Below are 12,753 nucleotides of genomic sequence, written 5' to 3'. Positions count from 1 at the left end.
TTCAAGAGCAACAATGCGAAAACAGCCTAATAAAAAGAGTCATGACCCCAAAAGTTTTTATACTTTTGAGTCGTCCCCTTAATAATATGAGTTAAAAATTTGCTTAGAAACTTTCACCATTATCATAATTTAGCTGCCAATGAATGCCGAATTTATCGGTAACTTGTCCATAAAGCTTGCTCCAGAACGTCTCTTGTAGTTCCATCACAACTTTTCCGTCTTCTTTTAAACCCTCGTATATCGATTTAATTTGCTCTATATCTTTATTAACAATAGCAAGGGTTACGTTGTTTCCTTCTACAAACGGCATGCCTGGAAATGTATCTGAAAACATTACATTGCTGCCATCAATATTTAAACGGGTGTGCATAACTAAATCTTTAGCCTCTTCTGGAAGTTCGTAATTTGGGTTTGGCGGGGCTTCACCAAACGTCATAATCTGCGGTTTTTCTGTCTTAAATACTTCAGCGTAAAATTCTACAGCTTCACGGCAATTCCCATTGAAATTAAGGTAAACATCTACTGACATTTTTTTCACTCCCATTTACATTTTTTTACGTCTGTTCAATTATATTTTATCATTGAAAAGTACAATATTTCCATAAGTCGATTGTATGCAATTTTAAAAAAATAAAAAACAGGACAGGACTTGGACATTATGTTTAAGTCCCTGTTTCATTACGAACAAATATTCGTTAAAATAGATAGTGAGGTGAGAACCATGTTTCGAAAAAAATCCATTCAACAAGTTATGGATGTTTTGCGTGAGCCTGATATATTCAAACAAATTGTGCATTGGAAGACGATAGAACCACGGGAAGCAGTATCTGTCCCGCTTCCGGAAACTTTGCATCCAAATATTCAATCCGCTCTTAAAAAAAGAGGGATTTCTTCATTGTATGTACACCAGCTGTCAGCGTATGAAACAGCAATCCGTCAAGAAAGCTTTGTCGCGGTTACACCAACGGCTTCTGGTAAAACGCTTTGCTACAACCTGCCTGTATTACAAGAGGTCGCAAAGAATCCAGAAGCAAGAGCTTTATATCTTTTTCCGACAAAAGCACTTGCACAAGATCAAAAAGCAGAGATTAATGAACTAATTGATGAGATGGGATTAGATATTAAAAGTTATACGTATGACGGAGATACTCCTGCTAATATCCGTCAAGTCGTGAGAAAAGCAGGGAATATCGTCATGACGAATCCAGATATGCTTCATGCTGCAGTTTTGCCTCATCATACAAAGTGGGTAGCCTTATTCGAGAACTTAAAGTATGTGGTTATTGATGAGCTTCATACATATCGTGGTGTTTTTGGAAGTCATGTAGCAAATGTCATTCGACGTTTAAAACGCATTTGTAATTTCTACGGAAGTGACCCTATTTTTATCTGTACGTCAGCGACAATCGCTAATCCAAAAGAGCTGGCTGAACAGCTTACCGGAAATCCTATGACATTAATTAATAATAATGGTGCGCCAGCGGGGAGAAAACATTTTTTATTCTACAATCCACCAGTTGTTAATAAGCCGCTCAATGTGAGGAGAAGTGCTACGCTTGAAGCCCGTAATTTGGCTAAGCTCTTTTTAGAGAATCACATCCAGACAATCGTTTTCGCGAGAAGCCGGGTAAGAGTGGAAATACTGCTTACTTACCTGCAGGAATTGGTTAAAAAAGAATTTGGCACTAAATCAATACAAGGATATCGCGGTGGCTATCTCCCTAAACAGCGGCGTGCTATTGAAAAAGGTCTCCGAAACGGAGATATTATGGGTGTTGTTTCAACAAATGCCCTTGAACTTGGTGTAGATATCGGACAGCTTCATGCTTGTATTTTAACAGGTTATCCTGGCTCGATCGCAAGCGCGTGGCAGCAGGCAGGACGAGCTGGAAGACGGCAGGATGAGAGTGTTGTCATCATGGTTGCATCCTCATCGCCGCTTGATCAATATGTCATACAGAATCCTGATTACTTTTTCGAGCGTTCACCTGAATCTGCCCGCATGAATCCCGACAATTTGATCATATTAGTTGATCACTTGAAATGCGCAGCTTATGAACTGCCATTTCAGGAAAACGAAAAATTCGGCAATCAGGAAATAGAAGATGTGCTTGAATTTTTAGTTGATGAACAAGTGCTTCATAAAAGAGGAAAACATTTTTACTGGATGAATGATTCGTTTCCGGCGCACAACATTAGCTTGCGTTCAGCGTCCCAGGAAAACGTTATCATCATTGATCAAACAAATGTGGCAGATGTGAAAGTTATTGGTGAAATGGATCGTTTTAGTTCTATGACTCTTTTACATGAAGAAGCAATTTATCTTCATCAAGGAACTCAATATCAAGTTGAAAAGTTCGATTATGAGGAAAAGAAAGCTTATGTACGTGAAGTTGATGTCGATTATTTTACTGATGCAAACCTTGCCGTTTCGCTGAATGTTTTAGAGGTCGATAAAGAAACGAAAAATGACCAAAACGAAAAAGCGTATGGCGATGTCATGGTCGTAGCAAAAGCTACGATTTTTAAGAAAATTAAATTTGAAACACATGATAACATCGGTTCAGGTCCAATTCATTTACCTGAAGAAGAACTTCATACTTCAGCAACATGGCTGACTTTTCTTAATGAAAATCTTACTGAGGAAAAATTAGAAGCCGGTTTATTGGGTATTGCACATGTTTTGCGTCACGTTGCTCCTCTTTTTGTAATGTGTGATGCAAATGACTTACATGTTGTTCCTCAGGTAAAAGCCGTTCATAACCAGCAGCCTACTATTTTTATTTATGATCGTTATCCAGGCGGGATTGGTTTAAGTGAAAAGGTATATGGATCTTGGGAGACCGTTTTAGATCAAGCTCTGTCTATGATTGAAAAATGTCCTTGCGAAAAGGGATGTCCATCTTGTACCGGAACACTGGAAGAAGGCAACAACAGTAAAGCATTAGCTGTAAAATTAATTGCTCAAATTAAAGGAGTGCCGCATCATGTCGATTCAAAATAAATTGAAACGACTAAAAAAGCATATGGTCAATCCTGTTTCGACGGATGTCTTTCCTCCTCAATCGACAACTGAAAAGGAAAACGGCAAAATAATTGATCATGTGGAATATTGGAAAAAGTTCGGTGCAACGCCTTACTTTTTTGAGGATGATTATTGCATCATCCGAAAAGTAGAATACCCGCTTGATCATATGTGGGGAAGGTACCGGTTCTCAGATGTCAAGGATGCTGTAATAAGGTGGCAAGATATTAAGGCGGCACATCCGTTAAACGCTAAAGATTTGGATGCGTCTCAGCTTCTTTTCTTCGATACGGAAACGACGGGTTTGAGCGGCGGGGCAGGCAATACAATCTTTATGCTCGGTATGAGCCAGATAAAAGAGGATCATGTACTTGTAAATCAATTTTTTCTGCCTGGTCCAGGTTCTGAAGTGGCACTGTATCATTACTTTTTAAATCATGTAAAAGAGCTTCGGAACTTAGTGACCTATAACGGAAAATCGTTTGATTGGCCGCAAGTGAAAACTAGACATACATTAATTCGTGATTATGTTCCTTCTTTGCCGGAGTTTGGCCATTTTGACCTTCTGCACGGAGCGAGAAGGCTTTGGAAAGAATCATTGTCAGCTGTGAAATTATCAGTAGTGGAAAAAGAAATCCTGGGAGTCAACAGAATTCATGATACCCCTGGCTACTTGGCTCCCATGCTTTATTTCCAATATTGCAATGAGGGAGATCCTTCTTTACTGGAGGGAGTCTTTCAGCATAATGAGTGGGATGTACTTTCTTTAATCACGCTTTATACTCATATGTCCAGCCTCGTTCAAGGAAAGGGTTTTCGAACGGAAAGAGAAACATTTGAAGCTGCACGTTGGTTTGAAGCTTTGAATGAACAAGATCGAGCGATTGCTTTTTATAATGAAGTGCTAGATACTGGAGCATCACTTCAATATCAATCAAAGAAATCACTCGCATCTCTATACAAAAAACAAAATCAAATAGATGTTTCTGTTCGATTTTGGCAGGAATTGATCCGAGAAAATAACCTGGACGAAGAACCGGCAATTGAACTCTCTAAATATTATGAACATGCACAAAAAGATTATGAAAAAGCATTAGATTTTGCTATTCAGGCTTTTACGATCTGGAAGGGTAAAAAAAGGCTCGTTAAGAGGAAAGAAGAGCAGGAAAAACAGGCGTTTGCAAAAAGAATCGAACGATTGGAGCAACGGATCATCCAATATTCGTAAAAATTCGTCAAATTTATGAATTTATTCAAAATATCTCTTCTCAATCGCCCATGTTTTTTGTAGAATAAGAGAGGACATGAAAATGTTTTTGAAAAAATAAATTTCCCCTCTTTTTTATTCCCCGGGTAAGCGCAAAAAACGCCACAATACCTGAAATTTCATCGTGTTTTTCGTCAATAATCTGTACGTTTCGATTGTTTTCGCAAAATAACCGGAAATAGAAGAGGGAAATGATATATTTTAGGCATGGAGAGATGGTACGTGAAGCAGTGGATTGTTGTTTTATTTTTTGTAATCGTCGGATTAACAGTCATGATTGGCAATCAAATCAGTCACACAACACAAAACTTTTAATGGGAAAGCCCCGGCTATAGAAAGAGCCGGGTGTTTTTCATTAACAGGGGGTTTTTCAAATGCTTCAAACGTTGCTGGTTAGTGGTTATAAAGCCCATGAGCTTGGTATTTTTAGTGACTATCACGAAGGGGTATACTACATAAAGAAAGCACTGCAACAAAGAATTACTTCCCTAATCGATGAGGGGCTAGAATGGGTAATAATCAGCGGTCAGCCTGGGGTGGAGATGTGGACCGCCGATGTTGTCTTTGATTTGCAGGTGGAATATCCTGATCTGAAATTAGCTGTCCTTACTCCTTTTTTAGAACAGGAAACTCGCTGGAAAGAAAATGTGCAAGAAAAATATCAAGAAATTCTCTTGAATGCAGATTTTGTGGATTCAGTCAGCCGTAAACCCTATGAAAGTCCACAGCAATTGAGGGTGAAAAATCAGTTTCTCGTCCATAAAAGCGATGCGATTTTACTTCTTTACGACGAAGAAAAGGATGGCTCACCGAAGTATTATTTGGATGCCGCCAAGCAAAAGCAGGAAATGGACAATTCATACGAAATATTTTATATTACACCTTATGATTTAGATGTGCTTGTCCAGGAAGAACAATGGAATCGTAACGGTTAAAAGGTTAAAAGAGAAAGAAATTGACATTTACGTCATGTAGTGAAAAAATAATTTTAGAATCTTTGTGTGAGGTGATTCACATGAGTGAACAGCGTTTTCATTTAACAGCAAAAGAAATATTAGAAAAAGACTTTAAACAAGGCTTTCGTGGCTACGATCAGGATGAAGTGGATAAGTTCTTAGATTTGATCATTAAAGACTATGAGAACTTTCAAAAAGAGTACGATGCAGTTGTTCAAGAAAACAACCGCTTGCGTCGCGAAGCTCAAAATTCTTCTGATCAGCCGACTCGACGAATGCCTGCAGTAACTTCAAGCACAACAAACTCAGATATTCTTCAGCGTTTGTCTAACTTGGAAAAACATGTTTTTGGCAGCAAATTATACGATTGATTCCAGTTATTATCCATTTGTTTTTATCAATTCAGCATGCTATAATGAATCTTGCTTTTAAAAACTAAATCAATAACGTTCGGGTAATCGCTGGACCAGATTTCTGGTTTAGAGGAAAGTCCATGCTCGCACGGATCTGAGATGACCGTAATGATCGTGCCTGGCCAAAAAATAAGCCAGGGTAGCTTGGTTTGCTCTATGAGCTTACTGGGCTAACGGCAGGGAACGCACCTAAGTCTTCGGATATGGTGTTAATACCTTGAAAGTGCCACAGTGACGTAGTCCCAATGGAAACTGAGGGAGTGGAACGAGGTAAACCCCACGAGCGAGAAACCCAAATTATGGTAGGGGAGTTTCCCATTTCGGAACTGAACGCATGGGAGAACAAGAAGCTAAGGCTTTTTGTAGATAGATGATTACCACCGGTGTACGAGGCGAATAGCCGCTTGCAGTACTAAGGAACAGAACATGGCTTACAGAACGTTATTGGTACCTAATTAAAGCTGAATGAGGGCCCCGCTTACGGGGCTTTTTCTATTTACATAAAAAAGAACAGGGTATACTTATTATAGACAATTAAACGTAAGAATAAGGGAGTTGCGAATATGACTAAATTAAGGCTGATTGCAACGGCTGCAATGGGACTTGAATCTCTAGTTGCGAATGAAGTACGGGCATTAGGTTTTGAAAATGTACAGGTAGAAAACGGAAAAGTCTATTTTGATGGCGATGAAAAAGCACTAGTAAAAGCTAATTTATGGTTAAGAACGGCTGACCGCGTAAAGCTTGTGGTCGGAGAATTCAAAGCGGAAACGTTTGATGAACTATTCGAAAAAACAAAAGCTCTTCCATGGTCGGATTATATTCCGGAAGACGGAGAATTTCCTGTTATCGGCCGCTCTGTAAAATCAAAGCTTTTTTCAGTTTCTGACTGCCAGGCGATCGTGAAAAAAGCAGTAGTTGATAACTTAAAAACCGAGTATAACCGTAAAACTTGGTTCCCAGAAGACGGAGCTTTGTATCGTATTGAAGTAGCCATTCATAAAGATATTGCAACCCTGACAATTGATACAAGCGGAACAGGTCTTCATAAGCGCGGCTATCGTGAATTGCATTCAGGTGCTCCGATAAAAGAAACCATGGCTGCTGCTCTTATTATGCTAACAAACTGGGCACCTGATAAAACATTTGCAGATCCTTTCTGTGGTTCAGGTACTCTCCCAATTGAAGCGGCTATGATTGGACAAAACATTGCTCCTGGTCTTAATCGTGAATTTGCTTCAGAAAAATGGGATTGGATTGATAAAAAAGTTTGGTATGAAGCAGTCGGAGAAGCTCAAGATGTAGCAAAGTATGATCTGCCGCTCGATATTCAAGGTTCAGACATTGATCATAAGATGATCGAGCTATCGAAGAACAATGCGATTGAGGCTGGGTTTGAAGGTTTTATCACATTTAAGCAAATGCAGGTACGTGACTTTACCACAAGAAAAGATTACGGGTGCCTCGTTACTAACCCTCCGTACGGTGAGCGTTTAGGGGAAAGAGAAGAAGTGGCTCAGATGTACCGAGATCTTGGTGATGCTATGAGACCGTATGATACGTGGAGTGTGTATGTTATCACTTCTAACGAAAAGTTTGAAGAGTATTATGGCAGAAGTGCGACTAAGAAACGTAAATTATATAACGGAGATCTAAAAACGGATTATTATCAGTTCTTCGGAAAGAGACCGCCTAGACAGCAGTCTTAAAGTGTTCAGCATGCTCGAAAGGCGGCTGTATGTCGATATTGTAAGACTCGCGGAATTATAGCGGAAACTCGCGGGAATATAAAGTAAACTCGCGGAATTATGCTCAATACTCGAGGGAATAATCCGAAAATTTCAGGGATTATTTAGTTAAACTTATTAAGTAGGGCTGGATCAATAATGCCAGCCCCCAATTCTTTAAACAGCAGCAGTTTTTGAGGCTGTTTTTTTCTTTTTCCAAGACTTTAAGACTGATATAGAGAAAATGAACAGTGTTACACCGACCTGGAACCATACCGCATACTCTCTTAACTCATGATTTTCGATAAAAGTTGGATTACTTAATGCTAAAGCTTTCTCTCTTTCCAAAATGGCCATATTTGTCATCATGAGATTATCAACAACAAATATACCGACCAATGTTTGTACGATAAACAAAACCCATTTTACGGTGACCCAGCGATGCTTGAAGAACCCCCAGTTTGTAAAGATTCCATAAATAAAGCCGACAAGCAATGTCCCAACAGCACCTGTCCGGATTACATAATCGCTTATTACCACAATTCTTTTATAGGTTTCCAAGGTCATCTCATAAGAATCAAGTTTTACCCCAGCATTTATTGCTACAGAACTCATAATACCGCCAAAAAATAAAGCTGCTAACACGATATGTATTATCTTCAGCCATTTTAATCCCTTATTTCCTATGGTTTTCATTTTACATATTTCCCCCTAAACGTAATATCATTAAAAAGTTTAGCAAGAAATCAAATTGCTCTGAAACATCCTCGGAAGTATTTCTGTCTAAGTCTCAGGTTGTAATTTTATTTGTTTAAATGGTTAAGAATGCTGTACATACTAATTCTAAAAGAAGTGAAAGAAGGTAATTGTATGTACGATCAATTCAGTCATTTATCAAGCATTAAGAAAGCTTACCAAAATCTATATCCTCATCTAGGGAATCATCATAAAGAAGAGATCCACCAGCTGCTTCATCAATCGATCGGTCATGTTAACAATATTGATCCATCCTTTGCTCCATACGCAGAAATGTTTAAAGAAGATTTTTAATAAAAAATAAAACTGACCAGCAGGACTTTTTTATTGCGTCACGAATTCCTATAGCGGTATGTTTTTTTATGAACACGTGAAGGGATGGATTTTATAATGACGCAAACTAAAGTAAATGTTGAAAAAGATTTTTTAGAGTATGTAAAGAAAATGGTGCATGTAAATGAAGCGATCGGTCTTATGTATTGGGATCTGCGTACAGGAGCACCTAAAAAAGGAGTAGAACAGCGCTCTGAAGTAATCGGAACATTATCTTCCGATGTATTTGCGATGTCAACTTCAGATGAAATGAAAAACTTTATCGAAGAACTTTCTAAGCCTGAAGTTCATGATACGCTATCAGACGTAGCGAAAAAGACGCTGGAAGAAGTGAAGAAGGATTTTGAGCGCAATGCCAAGATTCCTCCTGCTGAATTCAAAGAGTATGTAATTCTGCAATCAAAAGCAGAGAATGTATGGGAAGAAGCAAAAAATAATTCTGACTTCTCATTATTTCAGCCTTACTTAGAAAAACTTGTAGATTTCAATAAGAAGTTTATCGAATACTGGGGTTATGAAGGAAATAAATACAACACGCTTTTAGATATGTATGAACCAGGGGTAACAGTTGAAATTTTGGATGAGACTTTCTCAAAACTTCGTGACCGTATCGTGCCGCTTCTTCAAAAAGTAACAGAAGCTGGTCAGCCTGAAACGAAATTTTTGTTCGATCATTTCCCGAAAGATAAGCAAAAAGAATTCAGTCTCCATGTACTAAAAGATATGGGCTATGATTTTGATTCTGGTCGCTTGGATGAAACGGTTCATCCGTTTGCGATCGGTCTAAACCCTGGAGATGTGCGTGTAACGACGAAGTACATGGAAAATGATTTCCGTACAGCAGTATTCGGCACAATCCATGAAGGCGGACATGCTCTTTATGAACAAAATATTTCTGATGAGCTAGTAGGAACACCTTTATGCTCAGGAACTTCGATGGGTATTCATGAATCACAATCATTGTTCTGGGAGAACTTTGTTGGCCGTCACTTCGGATTCTGGAAAAACCATTATTCTACACTAAAGAGTGTTTCGGGTTCACAGTTCAACGAAATAGAGCTTGAAGATTTCTATCGTTCAATCAACGTTGTAGAACCTTCTCTTATTCGTATTGAAGCTGATGAAATGACATATCCGCTTCATGTTATCGTTCGTTATGAGATCGAAAAAGGATTATTTAACGACGAGATTGAAGTAAAAGACCTTCCTCGTATCTGGAACGAGAAGATGCAGGAATATATTGGAGTAACTCCTAAAAATGATGCTGAAGGTGTTCTTCAAGACGTTCACTGGTCAGGCGGAAGCTTCGGATACTTCCCGTCATATGCATTAGGATACATTTATGCGGCACAGCTAAAAAATGCAATGGTAAATGATATTCCCGATTTTGATTCTCTTGTTGAATCAGGAAATCTTATTCCGATCAAAGAATGGTTAACAAAAAATGTGCACCAATACGGTAAGATGAAAAAGCCGATCGAAATCCTAAAAGACGTTACAGGTGAAGGCTTGAACCCAGATCATCTCATCGCATATTTTGAGAAGAAGTACAGTGATATCTACCGTTTAAACGGATAAATGACTTGGGGAGCCGGCTCTCGTGAACAATCCGAGAATGCCGGCTTTTTAGTTTGAAATGTTTCATTTTTACTGATTTTGTCTAAAATCTATATAAAATGATATTGGGAGGAAGAAAAAATGGGAGCTGCAACGAAAGAGGATATTAAGAACCTTCTAAAATTGAGAAAACGTATTGCGGTAGTCGGGTTGTCCGATCAGCCGTTTCGTACATCTTATATGGTCTCGGAATATATGCAGAATGCAGGATATGAAATTATTCCCGTAAATCCTAATGTCACAGAAGTTTTGGGACAAAAAGCTTATGCAAAGCTTGAAGATATTGAAGGACATGTAGATATCGTCAATGTATTTAGAAGAAGTGAGCACTTGCCTGAAGTTGCTCGTTCCGCAGCAAATATTAATGCTGGTTTCTTCTGGGCGCAGCTCGGTTTATACAGTGCCGAAGCAGAAGAGATTTTGCAAAGTGCGACGATTCCTTATATTATGGATAAGTGCATTAAAGTGGAACATGCTATGATACGGTAGTAATGAACCACCCGCCACATACGGGTGGTTTTCCCATGCTTAGTCTTAGTTCTTTAAAATGAAACATAAAAAAGAAACTCTTTTGAACTAAAGGTTTTTGTTCTTTAACCGAGAAATAAGAGGAGAATATAAGGACAGAGGTAGTATAGAAACAAACGTTCTGCTATGATAGAAGTACTGCAGTTCGTGAAAGGAGCAACACATTTTGGCAAGTAAATCATTATTTGACTACAACGATGATGCCATACAGGTGCTCGAAGGGTTAGAAGCCGTTCGTAAGCGTCCTGGTATGTATATCGGCAGCACAGATGCCAGAGGTTTGCATCACCTCGTATATGAAATTGTAGATAACGCCGTTGACGAAGCATTAGGTGGATTCGGTGATTACATACATGTGAAGATTCATAAAGATAACAGCATTTCTGTGTCAGATGATGGCCGTGGTATGCCTACAGGAATGCATAAGCTTGGAAAACCAACTCCTGAGATCATCTTTACTGTTTTGCATGCCGGCGGTAAGTTCGGACAAGGCGGATACAAAACATCTGGAGGACTTCATGGTGTAGGTGCTTCTGTAGTTAACGCACTTTCAGAATGGCTTGAAGTAACGATCTACCGTGACGGAAAAACATATCGACAGCGTTTTGAAGATGGCGGAAAGCCTGTTACGACACTTGAAGTTGTCGGTAATACACGCAAAACTGGGACGACCGTTCATTTCAAACCAGACCGTACGATGTTTTCAACGATTAACTATAATTATGAAACACTAAGTGAACGTCTTAGAGAAGCGGCTTTTCTTTTAAAAGGAATCAAAATCGTTCTTGAAGATGCGCGAAATGGCGAAAAAGAAGAATTCCAGTTCGAAACAGGACTGGAAGCATTCGTGCAATATTTGAACGAAGATAAAGATACACTTCATAATGTCGTTAGCTTTGAAGGGATGCAAAATGAGATTGAAGTAGATTTTGCATTTCAATACAATGACGGTTATGCAGAAAACGTTCTGTCATTCGTTAACAACGTTCGCACAAAAGACGGCGGAACACATGAGTCAGGCGCCAAGACAGCGATTACTCGAAGCATCAATGAGTACGCACGTAAAACGAACCTGTTAAAAGAAAAAGATAAGAACCTAGACGGCTCTGATATCCGAGAAGGGTTAACAGCTGTTGTTTCTGTCCGTATCCCAGAAGAATTTCTTCAGTTCGAGGGCCAAACAAAGAGCAAATTAGGTACGAGTGAAGCACGATCTGCAGTAGATGCTGTGGTTGCCGGAAAACTCGCTTATTTCCTTGAGGAGAATCCTGCAATTAGTGAAATGCTCATCCGTAAAAGTATTAAAGCCGCTCAAGCTCGTGAAGCAGCACGCAAAGCACGTGAGGATGCTCGTAACGGGAAAAAGAACAAACGCAAGGATTCTATGCTGAGCGGGAAGTTAACTCCTGCAACTTCTAAAAATCCTGAACGCAACGAACTGTACCTAGTAGAGGGTGACTCTGCAGGCGGTTCTGCAAAACAAGGACGAGATCGAAAATTCCAAGCCATTTTGCCGCTACGTGGTAAAGTAATCAACACAGAAAAAGCAAAGCTTGCAGATATATTTAAGAACGAGGAAATCAATACAATCATCCATGCGATTGGTGCTGGGGTCGGTTCTGATTTTACGTTAAAAGATGTAAACTACGACAAAATCATCATCATGACCGATGCCGATACAGATGGTGCACATATTCAAGTGTTACTTCTAACGTTTTTCTACCGTTACATGAAGCCTCTTATCGAAGAAGGGAAAGTATTCATTGCATTGCCTCCTCTTTATAAAGTGAGCAAGGGAACGGGGAAAAAAGAAGTAATCGAATATGCATGGGATGAAGATGAACTAAAAGTAGCACAGAAAAAAATAGGTAAGGGCTACATCATCCAGCGTTATAAGGGTCTTGGTGAGATGAATGCTGATCAGCTATGGGAAACGACGATGGATCCTGACACACGTACGCTGATCCGAGTTCGTATTGATGACGCAGCAAGAGCCGAAAAACGCGTCTCTGTCCTTATGGGAGACAAAGTTGAACCGCGCCGTAAATGGATTGAAGAACATGTGGCGTTTGGCTTAAACGAAGAAACGAACATACTAGATAACGAGAACTTGTCTGCATTCTGAGGAGGT

At 39.3% G+C, this 12,753-nt stretch carries 11 protein-coding genes and 1 other RNA gene; 10 read left to right on the top strand and 2 right to left on the bottom strand.

The window, feature by feature from the left end; genetic code table 11:
* Positions 1-103 precede the first annotated feature (103 nt).
* The gene (locus ACFQ4X_RS08405) at positions 104-529 is read right to left on the bottom strand and encodes a VOC family protein (protein ID WP_379834394.1); all 426 of its coding nucleotides are present in this window, start codon (positions 527-529) and stop codon (positions 104-106) included.
* 192 nt (positions 530-721) lie between these two features.
* Here ACFQ4X_RS08405 and ACFQ4X_RS08400 point away from each other — a divergent pair, with 192 nt between their 5' ends.
* The 6 genes from ACFQ4X_RS08400 to ACFQ4X_RS08375 all read left to right on the top strand — a co-directional run bounded on the left by ACFQ4X_RS08400 (position 722) and on the right by ACFQ4X_RS08375 (position 7,370).
* The gene (locus ACFQ4X_RS08400) at positions 722-3,004 is read left to right on the top strand and encodes a DEAD/DEAH box helicase (RefSeq protein ID WP_379834392.1); all 2,283 of its coding nucleotides are present in this window, start codon (positions 722-724) and stop codon (positions 3,002-3,004) included.
* Entirely contained in the window at positions 2,988-4,253 is a 1,266-nt protein-coding gene (locus ACFQ4X_RS08395; RefSeq protein WP_379834390.1) for a ribonuclease H-like domain-containing protein, read from the top strand. Before ACFQ4X_RS08400 ends, ACFQ4X_RS08395 begins: the two co-directional genes overlap by 17 nt.
* A 413-nt stretch (positions 4,254-4,666) precedes the next feature.
* A complete protein-coding gene (locus ACFQ4X_RS08390; RefSeq protein WP_379834388.1) occupies positions 4,667-5,227 on the top strand; it encodes a DUF1273 domain-containing protein in 561 nt (186 codons plus the stop codon).
* A gap of 80 nt (positions 5,228-5,307) precedes the next feature.
* Positions 5,308-5,619: a cell division regulator GpsB gene (gene gpsB / locus ACFQ4X_RS08385; protein WP_077364143.1), complete on the top strand. Its 312-nt coding sequence runs from the start codon at positions 5,308-5,310 to the stop codon at positions 5,617-5,619.
* A gap of 75 nt (positions 5,620-5,694) precedes the next feature.
* Positions 5,695-6,100: RNase P RNA component class B (rnpB, locus tag ACFQ4X_RS08380), an RNA gene on the top strand.
* Positions 6,101-6,224: 124 nt separating this feature from the next.
* Entirely contained in the window at positions 6,225-7,370 is a 1,146-nt protein-coding gene (locus ACFQ4X_RS08375) for a THUMP domain-containing class I SAM-dependent RNA methyltransferase (RefSeq protein WP_379834386.1), read from the top strand.
* A 195-nt stretch (positions 7,371-7,565) separates the two neighbouring features.
* Here ACFQ4X_RS08375 and ACFQ4X_RS08370 read toward each other — a convergent pair whose 3' ends face one another.
* Positions 7,566-8,084, bottom strand: a complete 519-nt coding sequence (locus ACFQ4X_RS08370; protein ID WP_379834384.1) for a DUF2269 family protein — start codon at positions 8,082-8,084, stop codon at positions 7,566-7,568.
* 111 nt (positions 8,085-8,195) lie between these two features.
* On the opposite strand from ACFQ4X_RS08370, the gene ACFQ4X_RS08365 reads away from it, so the two are divergent.
* The 4 genes from ACFQ4X_RS08365 to parE all read left to right on the top strand — a co-directional run bounded on the left by ACFQ4X_RS08365 (position 8,196) and on the right by parE (position 12,747).
* On the top strand, positions 8,196-8,438 hold the full coding sequence (locus ACFQ4X_RS08365; protein ID WP_379834382.1) for a hypothetical protein: 243 nt from the start codon (positions 8,196-8,198) through the stop codon (positions 8,436-8,438).
* A gap of 96 nt (positions 8,439-8,534) precedes the next feature.
* Positions 8,535-10,055 (top strand): carboxypeptidase M32, encoded by a 1,521-nt coding sequence (locus ACFQ4X_RS08360; protein WP_379834380.1) that lies wholly within the window; start codon positions 8,535-8,537, stop codon positions 10,053-10,055.
* A gap of 120 nt (positions 10,056-10,175) precedes the next feature.
* The gene (locus tag ACFQ4X_RS08355; protein ID WP_379834378.1) at positions 10,176-10,583 is read left to right on the top strand and encodes a CoA-binding protein; all 408 of its coding nucleotides are present in this window, start codon (positions 10,176-10,178) and stop codon (positions 10,581-10,583) included.
* Between the two features lie 205 nt (positions 10,584-10,788).
* Positions 10,789-12,747: a DNA topoisomerase IV subunit B gene (parE, locus tag ACFQ4X_RS08350; protein WP_379834376.1), complete on the top strand. Its 1,959-nt coding sequence runs from the start codon at positions 10,789-10,791 to the stop codon at positions 12,745-12,747.
* Positions 12,748-12,753 lie beyond the last annotated feature (6 nt).

This window comes from Fictibacillus halophilus, from assembly GCF_042680145.1.
Taxonomy (GTDB): Bacteria; Bacillota; Bacilli; order Bacillales; family Fictibacillaceae; genus Fictibacillus; species Fictibacillus halophilus_A.
The sequence above is the reverse complement of the archived record's forward strand: the minus strand, read 5'-3'. Positions and strand labels throughout refer to the sequence as shown.

What these genes read in the sequence shown, in the direction of transcription:
- ACFQ4X_RS08360 (WP_379834380.1), top strand. Translation starts at nt 8,535, where the DNA reads ATGACGCAAACTAAAGTAAATGTTGAAAAAGATTTTTTAGAGTATGTA.
- ACFQ4X_RS08400 (WP_379834392.1), top strand. Translation starts at nt 722, where the DNA reads ATGTTTCGAAAAAAATCCATTCAACAAGTTATGGATGTTTTGCGTGAG.
- gpsB (WP_077364143.1), top strand. Translation starts at nt 5,308, where the DNA reads ATGAGTGAACAGCGTTTTCATTTAACAGCAAAAGAAATATTAGAAAAA.
- ACFQ4X_RS08355 (WP_379834378.1), top strand. Translation starts at nt 10,176, where the DNA reads ATGGGAGCTGCAACGAAAGAGGATATTAAGAACCTTCTAAAATTGAGA.
- ACFQ4X_RS08370 (WP_379834384.1), bottom strand. Translation starts at nt 8,084, where the DNA reads ATGAAAACCATAGGAAATAAGGGATTAAAATGGCTGAAGATAATACAT.
- ACFQ4X_RS08390 (WP_379834388.1), top strand. Translation starts at nt 4,667, where the DNA reads ATGCTTCAAACGTTGCTGGTTAGTGGTTATAAAGCCCATGAGCTTGGT.
- ACFQ4X_RS08395 (WP_379834390.1), top strand. Translation starts at nt 2,988, where the DNA reads ATGTCGATTCAAAATAAATTGAAACGACTAAAAAAGCATATGGTCAAT.
- ACFQ4X_RS08375 (WP_379834386.1), top strand. Translation starts at nt 6,225, where the DNA reads ATGACTAAATTAAGGCTGATTGCAACGGCTGCAATGGGACTTGAATCT.
- ACFQ4X_RS08405 (WP_379834394.1), bottom strand. Translation starts at nt 529, where the DNA reads ATGTCAGTAGATGTTTACCTTAATTTCAATGGGAATTGCCGTGAAGCT.